The organism is Streptomyces sp. NPDC014864, assembly GCF_043081525.1.
Classification (GTDB): Bacteria; Actinomycetota; Actinomycetes; order Streptomycetales; family Streptomycetaceae; genus Streptomyces.
In genome coordinates, this window is record NZ_JBIBWT010000005.1 from 310,263 (window position 1) to 326,996 (window position 16,734).

12 protein-coding genes and 1 tRNA gene are annotated in these 16,734 nt (G+C 69.8%); 5 read left to right on the forward strand and 8 right to left on the reverse strand.

The window, feature by feature from the left end; all coding sequences use genetic code 11:
* The first annotated feature begins 225 nt into the window (after positions 1 to 225).
* Positions 226 to 903 (forward strand): GntR family transcriptional regulator, encoded by a 678-nt coding sequence (locus ACF1A5_RS11925; RefSeq protein ID WP_392192698.1) that lies wholly within the window; start codon positions 226 to 228, stop codon positions 901 to 903.
* 166 nt (positions 904 to 1,069) lie between these two features.
* On the opposite strand, the gene ACF1A5_RS11930 is transcribed toward ACF1A5_RS11925, so the two are convergent.
* Positions 1,070 to 2,476 carry an OFA family MFS transporter gene (locus tag ACF1A5_RS11930; RefSeq protein ID WP_392192699.1) on the reverse strand — a complete coding sequence of 469 codons (1,407 nt, stop codon included), beginning with the start codon at positions 2,474 to 2,476 and terminating at the stop codon, positions 1,070 to 1,072.
* Positions 2,477 to 3,211: 735 nt separating this feature from the next.
* On the opposite strand from ACF1A5_RS11930, the gene ACF1A5_RS11935 reads away from it, so the two are divergent.
* Positions 3,212 to 3,299: transfer RNA gene (locus ACF1A5_RS11935), tRNA-Leu, on the forward strand.
* A gap of 71 nt (positions 3,300 to 3,370) precedes the next feature.
* The gene (locus tag ACF1A5_RS11940; protein ID WP_392192700.1) at positions 3,371 to 3,976 is read left to right on the forward strand and encodes a class I SAM-dependent methyltransferase; all 606 of its coding nucleotides are present in this window, start codon (positions 3,371 to 3,373) and stop codon (positions 3,974 to 3,976) included.
* A 282-nt stretch (positions 3,977 to 4,258) separates the two neighbouring features.
* On the opposite strand, the gene ACF1A5_RS11945 is transcribed toward ACF1A5_RS11940, so the two are convergent.
* Genes ACF1A5_RS11945 through ACF1A5_RS11955 form a run of 3 tightly spaced genes read right to left on the reverse strand, consistent with a single transcriptional unit; the run spans position 4,259 to position 5,914 of the window.
* Positions 4,259 to 5,020, reverse strand: coding sequence for a sensor histidine kinase (locus tag ACF1A5_RS11945; RefSeq protein WP_392192701.1), 762 nt, complete (start codon positions 5,018 to 5,020; stop codon positions 4,259 to 4,261).
* On the reverse strand, positions 5,020 to 5,289 hold the full coding sequence (locus ACF1A5_RS11950) for a hypothetical protein (RefSeq protein ID WP_392192702.1): 270 nt from the start codon (positions 5,287 to 5,289) through the stop codon (positions 5,020 to 5,022). The genes ACF1A5_RS11945 and ACF1A5_RS11950 overlap by 1 nt, the downstream gene beginning before the upstream one ends.
* Positions 5,279 to 5,914 (reverse strand): response regulator transcription factor, encoded by a 636-nt coding sequence (locus ACF1A5_RS11955; RefSeq protein ID WP_392192703.1) that lies wholly within the window; start codon positions 5,912 to 5,914, stop codon positions 5,279 to 5,281. The genes ACF1A5_RS11950 and ACF1A5_RS11955 overlap by 11 nt, the downstream gene beginning before the upstream one ends.
* A gap of 98 nt (positions 5,915 to 6,012) precedes the next feature.
* Between ACF1A5_RS11955 and ACF1A5_RS11960 the strand changes: the two genes are divergently transcribed.
* Positions 6,013 to 7,350: a hypothetical protein gene (locus tag ACF1A5_RS11960; RefSeq protein WP_392192704.1), complete on the forward strand. Its 1,338-nt coding sequence runs from the start codon at positions 6,013 to 6,015 to the stop codon at positions 7,348 to 7,350.
* Between the two features lie 221 nt (positions 7,351 to 7,571).
* Positions 7,572 to 8,747, forward strand: a complete 1,176-nt coding sequence (locus ACF1A5_RS11965; RefSeq protein WP_392192705.1) for a multicopper oxidase domain-containing protein — start codon at positions 7,572 to 7,574, stop codon at positions 8,745 to 8,747.
* Positions 8,748 to 8,813: 66 nt separating this feature from the next.
* On the opposite strand, the gene ACF1A5_RS11970 is transcribed toward ACF1A5_RS11965, so the two are convergent.
* The 4 genes from ACF1A5_RS11970 to ACF1A5_RS11985 all read right to left on the reverse strand — a co-directional run bounded on the left by ACF1A5_RS11970 (position 8,814) and on the right by ACF1A5_RS11985 (position 16,564).
* Entirely contained in the window at positions 8,814 to 10,319 is a 1,506-nt protein-coding gene (locus tag ACF1A5_RS11970) for a hypothetical protein (protein WP_392192706.1), read from the reverse strand.
* Positions 10,320 to 10,541: 222 nt separating this feature from the next.
* Positions 10,542 to 12,323, reverse strand: a complete 1,782-nt coding sequence (locus tag ACF1A5_RS11975) for an L-lactate permease (protein ID WP_392192707.1) — start codon at positions 12,321 to 12,323, stop codon at positions 10,542 to 10,544.
* A gap of 232 nt (positions 12,324 to 12,555) precedes the next feature.
* Complete coding sequence (locus ACF1A5_RS11980; protein ID WP_392192708.1) at positions 12,556 to 13,722, reverse strand: alpha/beta hydrolase family protein; 1,167 nt, start codon at positions 13,720 to 13,722, stop codon at positions 12,556 to 12,558.
* Between the two features lie 367 nt (positions 13,723 to 14,089).
* A complete protein-coding gene (locus tag ACF1A5_RS11985) occupies positions 14,090 to 16,564 on the reverse strand; it encodes a PQQ-dependent sugar dehydrogenase (RefSeq protein WP_392192709.1) in 2,475 nt (824 codons plus the stop codon).
* Between the last annotated feature and the right edge of the window lie 170 nt (positions 16,565 to 16,734).

The window sequence follows — 16,734 nt, forward strand, 5'->3', positions numbered from 1 at the left end:
GCGACGAATCGTGCGCTGCCCGTCAGCCGGCGGCAGGTGGTGCGCCGGGTGAGCCGGCGGCAGGAGGGCCGGGACCGCGGTCACACGTCGACGTGATACGGCCGACATTCCCTTCCGTCGGCCACGGTGCGCCGTAGACTGTAGACGAAAGACAATCGCTACGGGCCCCCGGTGACCAGGCTTCCCGCCTGCTGTCCCGCGGCCCGGCCGAGGAGGGGGACCGCGATGTTGTCGACGGGACTGCCGCAGGGAGCGGTGCCCAAGCTCGAACGCCCCGGACCGCTGCGCGACCGCGTCTACGAGGCGCTGCTCGAACTCATCACCACCCGCGCCCTCCAGCCCGGCCAGCACCTCGTCGAGAGCGAACTCGCCGGGCACCTCGGGGTCTCCCGGCAGCCCGTGCGCGAGGCGCTGCAGCGTCTGAACACCGAGGGGTGGGTCGATCTGCGGCCCGCGCAGGGCGCGTTCGTGCACGAGCCGACGGAGGAGGAGGCCGACCAGCTGCTGACCGTGCGCACACTGCTGGAGGCGGAGGCCGCCCGGCTGGCCGCCGCGCACGCGGACGGCGCCGGGATCGAGGCCCTGGAGGAGCTGCTGGCCCAGGGCATGGCGGCCGTCGCCTCCGACGACGTGGACGCCGCGGTGGCTTTGAACGCCCGCTTCCACACGAAGATCATCGAGCTGGCCGGCAACGCCGTCCTCGCCGAACTCGCCGCCCAGGTCGACCGCCGGGTGCGCTGGTACTACACGCCCGTGGCCCGGCAGCGCGGAAACCAGTCCTGGATCGAGCATCGCGACCTGATCGCCGCGATCGCCGGGCACGACGAGCAGCTGGCCACCCGGCTGATGCGCGAGCACACCGAGCACACCCGCCGGTCCTACCACGAGCGGCCGAAGGCCTGAGGTCCGTCCGCCTCCTCGAGCCGGTCGACGCCCGCCGCCCGGTGGCGACGTGAGGAGGCCTTCCCCGCACCAGGGGAAGGCCTCCTCACGCGCGCGGGACGCCGCACTCCGGCCCTCACGTCACCGCCCGTTCCGGGAGGGCCTCCTCACGCGCGCGGGACGCCGTTCAGCCCATGGTCCGCGCCCCCGGAGCCGCCGCCTCCCGCCCGGTCCGCCCCGGCTGGCGCAGCAGCAGCGCGAGCGCCGCCGCCACCATCGACACGCCGCCCGCCAGGGTGTACGCGCCGTTGTAGCCCCACGCCGCGACGACCATGGATCCCAGGCCGCCGCCGAACAGACCGCTGACCAGCTTGCCGCTGTACACCAGCCCGTAGTTGGTGGCGTTGTAGTTCTCGCCGAAGTAGTCCGGGGTCAGCGCGGCGAACATCGGGTAGAAGGCGCCGCCGCCGAATCCGGAGAGGAAGGCGAAGAACAGGAACAGCCACTCGTTCTTCACGTCGCCGGCCCAGATGACACCGAACTGGGCCAGTCCCAGGACCACGATGACGAACACCAGGGTCGTCTTGCGCCCCCACAGGTCCGACAGCCAGCCCACCACCGCGCGGCCCACACCGTTGATGACGGCCATCACACCCATCGAGGAGGCCGCGACCAGAGGACCGAAGCCGATCTCCTTGGCGAAGTCGACCTGGAAGGAGATCCCGAAGATCGACACGCCGGCGGTCATCACGATCGTGAGCCACATCAGCGGCAGCATCCCCGTCCTGATGGCCTCCTTGGGCGTGAACTGCCGGACGGCGGGCGGGTTCTTGGCCAGACTCGCGGCGCTCTTGCCGGTGCCGGAGGGCGAGAGGGGGTCGACGTGGGCCGGCCACCAGTTCTTCGGCGGGTCCTTGAAGAAGAACGCGCAGACCGCGACCACGACCAGCACGTACACGCCGATCAGGTCGAGCACCTCGTCGTAGTTCCCGGTGTCGAAGGCGTAGTTGAAGATGAAGATGAACGGCAGGGAGCCGTAGGCGAAGCCGCCGTTGACGAAGCCGGTCTTGGCGCCGCGCCGCTCCGGGAACCACTTGCCGACCATGTTGATGCAGGTGGCGTAGATCAGTCCGGAGCCGACACCGCCCACCACGCCGAAGCCGACGATGGCCAGCAGGACGTTGTCGAGGTGGGACAGGGCCAGGAAGCCGAGCAGACACATGGCCGCGCCGGTGTACATGGCGCGGCGCGCGGTGAGGACGCCCCGCTCGCGCAGCCAGCCGGCCGGGAAGGCGATGCCCGCCTGGAAGAACACCCAGACGCTCAGGATCCAGAAGGTGTTGCTCTGGGTCCACCCGTGCGCCTTGGACAGGGTGTCCTCCGCGGAACCGTAGGCGTACTCCGAGACGCTGATGGCCATCATGGATATCCACGGCAGGTACACCATGAACTTGCGTGAATGGCCGAGGATGTCACGGTCCGTCTCGCCGACGCGGTAGACCCGCCCCCGGGAGTCGGTCACTTCGCGGTACGCGGGGCTCGCCGTGCCGGGATCGGCCGACGTGTTCCGTGTTGCCATGGGATCAGCCGTCATGTCAGGCCATCTCCTCGCCGAGTGGGTGGGGATTGGGGACGAGGCGCCGGGCACTGGGACGGCCCGGAGCCTTGAAAGACAGCGCCAGAACGGCGCAGGCGGGCGAGACACGGCCCGCCAGGGCGAACACTCGGTGGGGGGTTGGGGCGCCGGCCGGGCCGGCTCCCGTCATGGGGCCGGCCGGCGCGGCGACGGCCGGCGGGAGGGGCGGGGACGAGGCGAGCAGTCCGTACGTGCTCGCGCTGCGGTTCTCGCCGAAGTGCGCGGTTCAGGGACCCCGTCCTGTGCTGGGTGGGGGCTCCCTGGCCGCCGATCAGCAGCTCCTTCGTCCTGGTCGCGGCTGTCGTCAGGCATGGCGAGGGCCTGTTTCCCTTCGTAGGGGTGGGAACGCTCTCTGGGTGCATTGCATACAGTCGACGAATACTGTATGAAGCTCGTTTATCCCGCATCCGGTGGCGGGTGTCCAGGGGGCGTGCGGCATTTTCCGGGGTCGGGGGTCGCTCCCCAGGTGGTGCAGGCGCTGGGGGCGACGCGGTCATCGCCGACAGCCCGAATGACGGCGGTGCCGTCCGCCTTCCGCCCGACCAGCTCGCGGAGACGATCGACCACGGCGCCGCCCGCCCGCCCCCGCGCCGGAGCTCATGGCACAGATACGCAGGTGAAAGGCATCCCGAAATCTTGGTATTGTTGTCGTCGTCGCCGCGGGGAGCACCCCGGCCGGGCGGCACACACCTGGTCCGGGTGGCGGAATGGCAGACGCGCTAGCTTGAGGTGCTAGTGCCCTTTATCGGGCGTGGGGGTTCAAGTCCCCCCTCGGACACCAGCAACCAGCATTGAGATGCGGAGACAAGGGCCTCGACCTAACCGTCGAGGCCCTTGTCTATGGTTGGCCCCATGAGCCGTTGGAAAGAGTTGACTGGGGGGACGTCCGGGCAGGACTACGCCGCACGGTTCGCTGCCCTCGCCCGGAGCGGCAAGGACATGCACGGCGAGGCGCGGTTCTGCGCGGCGCTCGTGCCTGCCGGAGCGCGGATACTGGACGCCGGGTGCGGTACCGGGCGGGTCATGATCCGGCTCGCGGAGCTCGGGCACGACTGCGTCGGTGTGGACCTCGACGCGTCGATGCTGGCGGTGGCGCGGGAGCAGGCGCCGGGGCTGCCCTGGTACCAGGCGGACCTGGCCGGGTTCGAGCCGGACGTCCTGGGCGTCGCGGCGGACTTCGATCTCGTGGTCGCCGCGGGCAACATCTTTCCGCTGCTCGCCGCCGGCACCGAGGCCAGGGTGGTCGAGCGCCTCACCGCGGCCCTGCGCCCGGGCGGTCTGATGGTCGCCGGCTTCGGCCTGGACGAAGCCCATCTGCCCGTGCCGCCCGGCATTACCCTGCCGGAGTACGACGACTGCTGCACCGCGGCCGGCCTCACTCTCGTCGACCGCTTCGCCACCTGGGACGCCGACCCGTACGACGGCGGCGGCTATGCCGTCAGCGTCCACCGCCGGTGAGGAGCTCCACGACTTCGCGGACCGACCGTGGCGCGTCATTGACCCGCTTCGGGCACCCGCCGGGGGGGAAAGCCTACGGATGACGCACCGTCAGGAAAGACCAGGTCCCTCGGTCGGCGGGAGAACGCCGGCCAGGCCCTGGTGGACGGGTGGCCTGTTCCAAGGAGAGCCGGACCGCCTCTTCAGGTGCCGGCAGCCCGTACGGCTGACATAGTGCAGATCGAACATCCGCAGCGCGTCCATGCGGCGCAACAGCACCGCCATCAGTAGCGCGGGCCGCGCCTACGGCCTCGGCTCGGCCGCCGGTGGTCGCCGCGGCAGTTCCATGCGGAGCAGCGAGCCGCCCGGCCGCTCGGACACCACGGCGAGACCTCCGCCATGACGCTCGACGACGGCCCGGACGATGGCCAGGCCGAGCCCGGTGCCGGGGCGAGCCGAGGGCTGCGGCCGGCCGCTCCCGTCGTCGGCCCGCGAACGGGCGAAGCCGATGCCGGCGTCCTCCACGTCGACCACGGCGCCGTCGCGGGTGGCCCGGCAGCGCAGGGCGATGGCGTCCCCCTCCGCGGTGAACTTCACGGCGTTCTCCACCAGGGCGTCGAGGGCGGCCTCGAGCCGGGACTCGTCGCCGTCGACCAGGACGGACGGCGCGTCCAGGAGCCAGTCCCGGTCCGAGGCCGGCCGCCACCGCTGGGCGGTTCGCCGCAGGAGCGAGCCGAGGTCGACGGGGCCCCAGTCGAACTCGGTGGACTCGTAGGCGTCGGCCAGCGCGAGGAGGCGGCCGGAGAGGCGGCCGAGCTTGTCCAGCTCGTCCAGCACGACGTCGAGGTCCTCCTTGCTCTGTGGGCTCGGCAGCTCGTTCTGGACCATCTCCGCGTAGCAGCGGGCCACCGTGATCGGCGTCCGCATCTCGTGCGAGCAGGTGCGGACGAACAGCTCCTTGAGCTCCTGGGCGCGACGCTCCCGCTCGACGAGGCTGCGGGTCTCCGCGAGGGCGGTCGCCCGCCGGCGTACGTGCCAGACCATGGCGAGGAACACCAGCGCCATCAGCGGCACCTCGGCGAGTTCGTCCCAGCCGGCGTGCCCTCCGCGACGAACTCGCTCAGCGTCGTCCCCGTGACCAGGGTGACCACGGCCAGCACGACGGCCGTGCGCCGGGGCGACCAGCTCTGGACGCCGTACACGATGGACATGCTGATCCACACCAGGTGGAAGGCCACGGCCTCGAGGGCGGGCACCACGAACAGCAGCAGCTGGCTGCACGCGGCGAAAAGCACCCAGCCGACGAAGACGAGACGCGGCCGCTCAGCCGGCACTGAACGCGTACCCGACATTGCGCACCGTCTCGATGACCGGCCGGGGCACCTTGCCGCGGATCCGGCGGACCGTCACGTCGACCACGTTGCTTCCGGGGTCGTCGGCGTAGCCCCAGACGCTCGCGAGGAGCTCACGCCGGCCGCACACCTGTCCCGCTCGCCGCATGAGATGGCCGAGCAGCATGAACTCCCGGTGCGACAGGGGTACGTCCCTCCCGCCGAGACTGAGGATCTGCCGCTCGAGGTCGAGGACGGCCTCCCCGATCCGGAGCCACCGTTGGGACACGCTGGTCGACGCCGTACGGAGCCTGGTGCGGACCCGCTCCACCAACTCCGCCGTCGCGAAGGGCTTGCCGAGGAAGTCGATGGCCCCGATCTGCAGGCAGCGGACCCGCGTCGCGATGTCCATCATGGCGGACAGGACGAGGACCCGCTGGTCGGGTCGTCGGTCGAAGGCACGCTGCATCACCTCGAAACCGTCGAACCCCGGCAGCATGAGGTCCAGCACGACCAGGTCGAACTCGCCGTCGCGCAGGCGGCGGACGGCGTCCGGACCGGACCTCGCGCTGTCGACGAGATGACCGTCCGCCCCAAGTGTGCGGGTGCAGTGGATGGGCCCGATCATCGCCGCGATCAAGGACCGGCCGGTGCGGGTCGTGTTCCGCAACCTGCTCCCGAAGGGGCGCCGAAGGCGATCTCTTCCTGCCGGTCGACAGCACCGGCATGGGCTCCGGCATGGGCCCGATGGCGATGCCCGCGCCGAAGAACGACGCCACCGTCACCGACGAGGTGCGCAACCCGGAGTGCACCAACGACAAGACCAACTGCTTCAAGGACAACCGGGCCACGCTGCACCTGCACGGCGGCATCAAACCGTGGATCAGTGACGGCACCCCGCACCAGTGGATCACCCCGGCCGGTGAGAACACGGACTGGCCGCAGGGCGTCAGCGTCCGCAACGCGCCGGCCATGAAGGACGGTGGCGGGGCGGAGCTCTGCGCCGCGAAGGACGACGGCTGCTCGACGTTCTACTACACCAACCAGCAGAGCGCGCGGCTGATGTTCTACCACGACCACTCCTACGGCATCACCCGGCTGAACGTGTACGCCGGTGAGGCCGCCGGCTACACCATCACCGACGACACCGAGAAGTCGCTGGTCGGCAGCGGCACCATTCCCGACGCGGATTCGACGCTCCCGCTGCTCGTCCAGGACCGCACCTTCGTGCCCGACGACGCGCAGCTCAAGGACCAGAAGGACGCGAACGGCAAGACGGTGTCCTACGGCCAGGACCCGACCTGGAACACCCAACGCTGGGGCACCAAGGGCAGTTTCTGGTACCACCACGTCTACATGCCCGCGCAGAACCCGGGCGATCCGTCGGGCATGAGCTCGTACGGGCGCTGGATGTACGGGCCGTGGTTCTGGCCGCCGGCCCGCGACACCAAGTACGGGCCGATAGCGAACCCGTACTACGACCCGAAGTGCAAGCTCGACGACGAGTCGACCTGGCAGTACCAGGACGCCCCCTATTGCGAGCCGGAGCAGATCCCCGGCACGCCGAACATCTCGATGGGCATGGAGCAGTTCAACGACACGCCCATCGTGAACGGGGTCGCCTATCCGAAGGTGACGCTTCAGCCGAAGACCTACCGGATGCGGCTGCTCAACGCCGCCAACGACCGGTTCTTCAACTTCCAGTGGTACACCGCCGACCCGAAGCAGGGAGACGGCACGACCGAGGTGGCGCTGAAGCCGAACGAGCTGGAGGCCGCGCAGACCGACCCCAACGTGTCGCCCACGCCGGTGGACGCCGGCAACGACGCCGCCGGACCGGACTGGATCCAGATCGCCAACGAGGGTGGCTTCCTGTCGGCGCCGGCCGTCATCGACGGTCAGCAGCCGACGACCTGGATCACCGACCCGACCCGCTTCGACGTCGGCAACGTGGACAAGCACTCGCTGGCCCTCGCGTCGGCCGAGCGGGCCGACGTCCTGGTGGACTTCTCGAAGTTCGCCGGCAAGACCCTCATCCTCTACAACGACGCTCCCGCGGCCTAGCCGGCGCGCGTCGCGTCGTACGACTACTACACGGGCGCACCCGACCTCAGCCCGGTCGGCGCACCCGGGATCATGCCGGGATACGGTCCCAACACCCGCACCGTGATGCAGGTGACCATCGCGGACGCCGCCCCGGCCCCGGCGTTCGACCTGACCAAGCTGCAGGCCGCCTTCAAGCACCACGCGGACGGCTCCGGCGTCTTCGAGTCGGGGCAGACCCGGTGATCGTCGGGCAGGCGGCCTACAACTCGGCCTACGGCACGAACTTCGCCGCCAGCAGCAACTGCAACGTCACCAACACGACGGTGAACACCTGCGACGGCCTGGTCCGCGTGAACGACACCTCGAAGTTCAGCTTCAACACACTCAAGTCACCGGCCGCCAAGTCGACGATGCCACTCCAACCGAAGGCCATCCATGACGAGATGAACGCGACGACGTTCGACGACTTCGGCCGCATGCAGGCCACGCTCGGCGTCGAGGCGCAACCACCCACCCCGGGCGCGCAGAACGTGACGCTGTACCCGTACGTCAACCCACAGACCGAGCTGATCGACGGCACCGATCTCCCCAAGGGGGACATGAAGGTGACGCCCATCGGATCCACCGCGGACGGGACGCAGATCTGGCGGTTCACCCACAACGGGGTGGACACGCACCCGCTGCACTTCCATCTCTACGACGTCCAACTCCTCAACCGGGTGACCTGGGACAACATCGTCATCAAACCGGACGCCAATGAGCTGGGCTGGAAGGACACGGTGCGGATGAGCCCGCTGGAGGACACGATCGTCGCGCTGCGGCCGGTCGTGCCGACGACACCCTTCGAGGTGCCGAACTCCGTCAGACCGCTGAACCCGGCGATGCCGGACGGTGACACGTCGATATTCAACAACGTCGATCCGCAGGGCAATCCGACGGCGGCCATCACGAACAAGCTGGTGAACTTCGGCTGGGAGTACGTCATCCACTGTCACATCCTCAGCCACGAGGAGATGGACATGATGCGTCCCGAGTCGCTGCCGCCGCTGAAGGCGAGCGGGCTCACGTCCACCGTCGTGGGCAACGGCTCCAAGGCCCGCAACCAGTTGCAGTGGCAGGACAACTCGATCAACGAGACGTCGTTCGTCGTCCAGCGCTCGACGGACGGCACCACATGGGACGACGTTGGCACGGTCGACTCCCCGCTGAACCAGCCGAACACCCATGGGAGCCGCACCTTCGTCGACCCGACGGGCTCCGTGAAGACGTCGTACGTCTACCGGATCACCGCGCTCAACACGGTCGGATACGGCAGCGAGTTCCCGAGCATGACGGTGAAGTCCGTCTCGGATCAGCTCCGGATGGCCGTGGCGCTGCGCGGGGCGGTGAAGGGGAAGGATCCCGCACGTCTCTGAGTGACCTACGCCGGGCTTCCCGCCGCCGGCCGGCGGCGGGAAGCCCGGTTGGTGCACCAGACGGAGTCAGCCGCCGTGGACTGCGCTGACGAGGTCGGGCAGGAGCTTCGCCGCGTTCGGTGTGCCCAGCCCCGTGACGGGGTCCCATCCTGTGGTGGCCGGGTAGCCCGGGACGGAGGCCTCGGCGGTGTTGTTGCCCATGGTGACGTCGTTGAAGTCCGTACCGTAGGTGGCCGGGTTCGACGCGAGCTTGTACAGCGCCGGGTTGATCAGTCCGAGTCCTCCGCGGTTGATCTGGTCGGCGATGGCGACCAGGCCCGCCCACTCGGGACATGCCAGTGACGTGCCGCCGATGTCGTACCAGCCCGTGCTGCACGGTGTGCCGCCGCACTTCAGCCCGCCCTGGCCGTCGGGCGGGAGGGACAGGTACACCAGCGCTCCGGTCGACGGGCTCGCCTGGAGGGAGATGTCCGGGACGCCGCGCATCGCGCCCATGGAGGTGCTGCCGGCCGGTAGCGTGCCTGACTGGTAGTCCGGCTTGGCGAAGACGCTACTGTAGCCGCCGCCGGAGCCGATCCAGCCGATCTCCGACTGCCCGGGGGCCTTCTGGCAGACCCCCGGCGGGGAGGCGCTGTCGACGACCCTGCCGCTGGTAGCGGTCGGGTCGGTGCACAGGTACGTGCCGCCGACCCCGGTGACCAGCGGGTCGGACGCGGGCCACTCGACGGCGGGTTCGGAGAGGGTCGAGCCGCCTTGGCCCACCGGCGTCTTGAGCGAGCCGACGCTTCCGTCGTCACCCGACGAGCCGAGGACGGTGACACCGTTCTGTGCCGCCGCCTTGTAGGCGTAGCGCAGGTTCTCGAGCGATTGGGCGGTGTGGAAGGCGCCCTCCGCGGAGGCGAACGACTGGGAGATGACGGTCGCGAGGTGGTGCTCGACGACGTACTGCTCGGCAGCCATCATCTGGGGGAAGCCCTGTACCCCGAGGGTCTCGGCGGTGGGGGTGCTGACCAGCAGGATGTTGGCGCCGGGTGCCATGGCGTGGGCGGTCTCGACGTCGAGAGCCACCTCCAGCGCCCACGCGCTCTTGTCCTCCTGTCCGGGGGAGTTGCTCGTGGACGGGGGTGCCTTGGTGGCGGGTGAGCCCTGCAGATGAAGCTCGCTGAAGGTCGGCATGCCGGGCGCGCAGGTGACGCCCTCTTCCCCGCACATGGATGCGATGCCGAACGCCTTGTCGAAGACGTGCAGGTCGTGGGCCATGGTGTCGCTGCCGTAGGAGTCGACGACGGCGATCGTCTGACCGCGGCCGTCGTCTCCGGCTGAGTGCAGCGGGCCTACGTTGTAGGCCGCCTGGATGGCCTGGGGGGTGAAGCAGCGGCGTCCCACCGACGCGCACTGGGACTGGGTCGGTGGGGTCTGGCTGTTCGTCAACTGCGTGTAGTCGGCGACGGTCGGCCGAACTTGCGGATAGGTTGCCTGGTGGGCAGCGCTCGTCGCGGGTACGGCGCCCGCCGTTGCGAGGCCGAGTGTGCCCACCCCCGCGAGCAGCCACCGTCTGATGGTGCGTGCCATCAGAGTCCTTCCTTCAGATGGAAAGGGGACTTGCGTGTCCGCCCCCTCAGGTGGGGGGTGGTGGCACAGGGGGTGCGGACGCGGCGAGGCTATCCCTCGGTATTGCCGCGCCGATAGGCTCGTCCTGTCAACAACGATCAAAGAAACGGCGCCCCGGGTCAGGGGGCGCCGAGTCGGGCCGAGATGTCACTTCACCCCGCGGCCACGGGATCACACGTCCCGTCAGGGAGTGGCGGGCGGCGTGTCCACGACCATCCAGTCGAGCGCCGGTGTGCTCTGCAGGTAGACCAGCACGCACATGAAGAGCATGAAGACCACGCTCCACACGATGACCCGGCGGAAGAGGATCCCCTCACGGCCCTCGAAACCGACCGCGGCCGCGGCGATGGCGAGGTTCTGCGGGGAGATCATCTTGCCGAGCACGCCACCGGAGGAGTTGGCCGCGGCCATGAGGGTGGGCGACAGGCCGGCCTGGTGGGCGGCGGTGATCTGGAGGGCGCCGAACAGGGAGTTGGAGGAGGTGTCGGAGCCGGTGACGGCGACGCCCAGCCAGCCGAGGATCGGTGAGAGGAAGGCGAAGGCCCCGCCGGCCCCGGCCACCCACAGACCCAGCGTGGTGGTCTCACCGGACTCGTTCATGATGTAGCCGAGCCCGATCACCAGCATGACGGTGAGCACCGCGAACTTCAGCTGGTCCAGGGTGCGTCCGTAGGCGCGCAGGGCGCGGCGCGGGCCGACCTGGAGCAGCGCCATGCTGAGCAGCCCGGCTATCAGCAGCAGAGTTCCGGCCGCCGAGAGGTAGTTGAGCTTGAAGGTGGTGGCGACCGGGTCGCCGTTCGCCTTGAGGATGTGCAGTCCCGGCCAGTTGACGATGCGGGTCACCGAATCGAGACCGGTACCGGTCTCGCCGACCTTGGTCGGTGCCTTGCCGGTGATCGCCGGTACACGGGTGGCCAGAACGAACACCACGATGATGGCCAGGTAGGGCGCGTAGGCCTTGAAGACCTCCCGCGGTGAGTCGTGCGTGTCCCGGCCGGCGTCCGCGCGCGCCCGGGTCAGTACCCGGGAGTCCACGAACTCCTCGCCGCCCACGACCGCTTCGCCCCCGGAGGCCGGAGGCCGGCGGGAGCCGCCGGCACCTTCGGCGCCGCCGTCCTCGTCGCTCTCCTGGTACGTCTCCTCGGCGTGCCACACCCGAGTGAACACCAGGACCGCCAGCGCGGAGGCAAGCGCGGCGACGATGTCGGCGAGCGGCACGGACCAGAAGTTCGCGGACAGGAACTGGAAGACCGCGAAGGACACACCGCACACCACCGCCGGCGGCCAGGTCTGCCGCAGCCCCCTCCGGCCGTCCACGATGAACACCAAAGCCAGCGGCACGAACAGCGCCAGGATCGGCGTCTGCCGGCCGACCATGGCGCCGAGGTCCTCCACGGGCAGGCCGGTGACGCCCGCCAGGGTGGTGATCGGCACGGCTATCGCGCCGAACGCCACGGGCGCGGTGTTGGCGACCAGGGCGACGGTGGCCGCCTTGAGCGGCTTGAAGCCCAGGGCGATCAGCATGACCGCACTGATCGCGACGGGCGTGCCGAATCCCGCCAGCGCCTCCAGCAGGGCGCCGAAGGAGAAGGCGATGATGATCGCCTGCACCCGCTGATCGTCGCTGATCGACGCGAACGACCGGCGCAGCACGTCGAAGTGACCGGTCTCGACGGTGAGGTTGTAGATCCAGATCGCGTTGATGACGATCCACATGATCGGGAAGAATCCGAACGCGGCACCCAGCAGCCCGCTGTCGAGCGCGTCACCGAGCGGCATCGAGTACACGGTCACCGCGAGCACCACGGCGACGGCGAGGGAGATCAGCGAGGCGAGCCACGCCTTCATCCGCACCACGCCGAGCAGTACGAACAGGACCAGCAGCGGGAGGATCGCGACGATGGACGACAGTCCGAGCGAATGGCCCACCGGACTGTAGTTCTGCTGGTAGTTGGCAAGAATCATGTAGCACCCTTTTCTGGCGCCTGCACGGTGTGGGCGAGGGGCATCCTGCGGGGCTCCGAGGAGTGGGCGGGGGAGAGGATTCCACCACTCGGTAGACACCAACCGAATGGTGGAAGAGGGGCCGGAGCTGTGTCAAGGGTCACACGTGGCTCGAGTTGCAGGCGAAGTCCCGTCGCTCGGTGCCCACATGACGGAGCGGCGGCCGGCGGGCCGCCGCTCGGAAGAGGAGGGCTCAGCCGCCGACGCCGTCGCCGACGTCCACGCCGATGCCGCTTCCGCCGGCAGCCGGGACGCAGGTGCCGGGCCGGGCTCCGCCGTGGGCCTGGAGGAAAGCCAGGAGGTCGCAGACGGACCGGCCCAGGACCTGGTTGTGGCCCGCACCGGGGTAGGTGCGGTAGACCAGCGCGGGGGAGCCCGGACGACGCAGGTGGGCCACGACTTCGTCGGTCCAGGCGGGCGGCACGTCCTCGTCGGCGCCGCCCTGGGCGACCAGCGTGGGGACGGTGACGGCGGCGCGGTCCGCATCGCCGTAGGCGCCCATCCGCGCGCTCATCCGCCGCAACTGGTCCCCTTGCAGCGGCAGCATCTCCTCGGTGTTCACCCCCTTGAGCGCGGGGTCGCTGTCCGTCACGCAGTCGGCGATGACCCGGGAGGCCGTGGCGGCTGCCGAGGGCCCCAGGAGCGAACGCAGATCCACCGCACGGCCACCGGGTTCGGTGGCCGCGAGGCCGACGAGCGAGTAGAAGGCGAAGGACAGCTCGCTGGGCACGTGGGAGGCCTTCACTCCCGCGAGCATCGCCTCCAGGTGGCTCGCGGGGGCGAGGGCCGCCACCGCGCCGAGGCGCTGGGCGCCCGTCGTCCGGCGCCCGGCATGGGCGGCGAACAGGGCGGCCTGCCCTCCTTGAGAGTGCCCGACCGCGAACCACACCGGCGCCAGGACGGGCACGAGCCGGTGAGCCGCGGTGACGATGTCGGCCACGGCGTTGCCCTCGTCCGCGCCGACCAGATAGGTGTGCGGGCCCGGGGTGCCCAGTCCGGGGTAGTCCGAGGCGGCGACCGCGTACCCGGCGCGAAGGAGTGCGCGCAGCTCTTGGGCGAAGACGTCCAGGCCCAGGTTCGGCGACTGGGAGGGGGCGCAGGCGTCGGCCACACCGGTGGTTCCGTGCGCCCAGGACACCACCGGCCAACCCCGCCGGGGAGGGGGCCCCGACGGAAGCAGTACGGTGCCGCTGACCGCGATGTTCGCGCCGCGTGCGTTGGTGGAGTGGTACAGCACCGTATAGCGCCGCGCGCCCTCCAGCCCTGCGTCGGGGCCGTGGTCCGTGGCCGCGATCAGCGTGCCCGGCTCCGCGGCGGGCAGCGGATCGGGGACCTGGTAGGTGTGGTTCACGCTGGTCACGGCCGGTGTCATCCGCCGGTCCGTCGCGACGTGGGACGTCGCGGTACGGCTCGCCGGGCCGGATACGGAGCAGCCCGTCGCCGCCGCGGCGAGCGCGAGCGTGACCGCCGCGGCGCGCAGCCGGGGGCGCCCTGGCCGGCGCGGCCCTCGGTCTGTGCCCGTCCCCAGGAAGCGATGCAGGCTCGCGATCCCCACGGGCGGACGCTCCCTTCGACAGGCATCTCCTGTCCCACCTTGGCGTCGCCATGAGCGGCAGGCACGCGGAAGTACGCCGTCCGGTCCGCCTGCCTTTCGTGCGGGCCGTACGAGGCAGGCCGCCCCGCCGGGCCGTCAGTGACGGCCCGGCGGGGCGGCCGGGGCGGCCGGGTCAGCTCATCGTGAAGGAGTCCAGGCGGAACAGGTCCGCGCTGCCGCCCTTGAAGACGAAGTACAGCTTGTGCGTCCCGCCCGGGTCGGTCACCGGTGTACCGACCGTCGTGTAGGCGCCGGAGGTGTCGCCGACCGTCGCCGTGCCGGCCAGCGGGCCGTCGGGAGCGTCGGTGTGGACCTCGATCGTGCCGCCGGCACCGCTCGACGCGGCCCGGAAGTCGATCTTGCTCACACCCTGGAGGTCGTACGGGTCGAACTCGATCCAGTCACCGTTGTCGATCGACGTGACCGCCGCGTTGCCCTGGGCATTGGCGTCGGAACTCGTCTGCACGCCGGACTGCGTGCGGTAGAACTCGGCCTGCCGGGCCTTGGGCTGCAGGACGATCTGTACCGTGCCGGTGAGATCGGGTACGCCGGCGGTCGGGGAGGCGTCCGTGTAGCTCGCCGAGAAGATGCCGTAGAAGTCGTCGGCGTCGGTGTGGCCCGCCGCGGTCATGGAGAACGTACCGCCGCACCCCGTCGCCTGCGCGAGGTTGTGGGAGTGCATGGCATGGCCGAGGGAGTAGCTGACCTGGACCTTGGAGCAGTCCACCGGGGTGCCGTCCGGGTCGGTCACGTCGACCTTCCACGCGATCTGGTCCCCGTCCTTGAACGTGAGCCCGTTCGGCGGCTGGGAGAACGACAGCACCGGTGCGGTGTTGCCCACCGTGACCACGACTGCGGCGACGCCCGTCCTGCCGCTCGGGTCGCTCACCGTGAGCTTGGCGTGGTACTGGCCGTTCGCGGTGTAGGTGAACGTCGGGTCGGCACTCGTGGAGTCGGTCGTGCCGTCGTTGTCGAAGTCCCACGCGTAGGTCAGCTTGTCGTTCTCCGGGTCGGTCGAGCCCGTACCGTCGAACTTGACCGCCAGCGGCGCCTTGCCCGACGAGGTGTCGGTCTTGATCACCGCGGTCGGCGCCTTGTCGCCCGGCGCGTACTCGATCTTGTAGAGCCCGGCGTCAAGAGAGCCGCCGAACCACGCGCTGCCGTAGTCGAGCACGTACAGCGATCCGTCCGGCCCGAACTCGGTGTCGATGGGCTCCACGAGGTGGGCCCAGTCCCTGCCGTTGGTCAGCGTGTCGATCGACTGGATCTTTCCGCTGCTGTCGGAGGAGATCGGCTTGATCCAGTGCTTGCTGAACTCGTAGGCGAGGAACTGGCCGTCATAGCTCTTGGGGAACTTGACCGCCGACTTCAGCCCCGACTCGTAGTTGTAGACGGGGCCGCCCATCGGCGCGCCCTGGCCGCCGAGTTCGGGGAACTTCGGGTTGCCCGCGTAGTGGTTCCAGATCCAGGCCGGCTGGGCCGGCGGCAGGTTCTTCAGACCGGTGTTCAGGGGAGCGTCGTTCACCGGGTGGGCGCAGTCGAAGGGCTGACCGGACGTCTTCGTGGCGAAGTCGTACTGGACGTAAGGCGTGTTGTCGCCGATGCAGTACGGCCATCCGAAGTAACCGGCCTTGGTGATCCGGTTGTACTCGACGGTGTTCTCCGGCCCGCGCTGCGGGTTCGCGCTGCCGGCGTCCGGGCCGTAGTCGGCCAGGTAGACGACGCCGGTCTTCTTGTCGACGTTGAACCGGAAGGGGTTGCGGAAGCCCATCGCGTAGATCTCGGGGCGGGTCTTCGCGGTGCCCTTCGGGAACAGGTTGCCGTCCGGGACCGTGTACGTGCCGTCGTCGTGCACCTTGATCCGCAGCAGCTTGCCCCGCAGATCGTCGGTGTTGGACGTCGAACGCTCCGCGTCGTAGACGGGGTTGCGGTCGGGCCGCCGGTCGATGGGGTCGTAGCCGTCGGAGGCGAACGGGTTGGAGTCGTCGCCGGTGCTCAGCAGCAGGTTGCCGTCGCCGTCGAAGTGCATGTCGCCCGCCACGTGGCAGCACTGCCCGCGATCGGTGCCGACCTGGAGGATCTTCTTCTCGCTCGACAGGTCGAGCCTGCCGTCGGCGAAGGTGAACCGGGAGAGCTGGTTGTAGCCCTTGTAGGGCGCGAAGTCGGCGGCCGTTCCGTTGTCCGGGGCGTTGGACGTGGGAGTGTCGAGCCTCGGCGCGTAGTACGCGTAGACCCAGTGGTTCTTGGCGAAGTGCGGGTCGATCGCGATGGTCTGCAGACCATCCTCGTCATGGGTGTAGACCGACAGCTTCGCCGCCACGTCGGTGAGCCCGTCGAGGGTCGTGTAGTAGACGGTGCCTGCACGGGAGGTGTGCAGAGCGCTGCCGTCGGGCAGCACCGCCAAGCCCATGGGCTCACCCACCTGGTCCGGTCCCTTGGCGAGGGTGACCTGCTGGAAGTCGGACGCCGCGGCCGCGGTGGAGGCCGCGGCCGTTCTGCCTGATGCCTGGGTCCGCGCGTGAGCGGACGTCGATCCGGCCACCGCGGCCCCCACGCTGAGCGCTGCGCTCAGCGTGGCGGCGAGTAGTCGGCTTGCTGGTGTACGCACGTGGCTGCCTACCTCTCTCGGAGCACTGCGATGGACGTCGTGCGAGCGCCTTCGTCGCGCGGGATCGCGGGACGGTTCCGGATGTCCGTGCCGGCACGTGCCGGTTCGCCGGTGGAGTGGACAGGGGCCCTGGTGTTCACGCCGCCGGCAACCGGTCTCCGGGGGGCGTG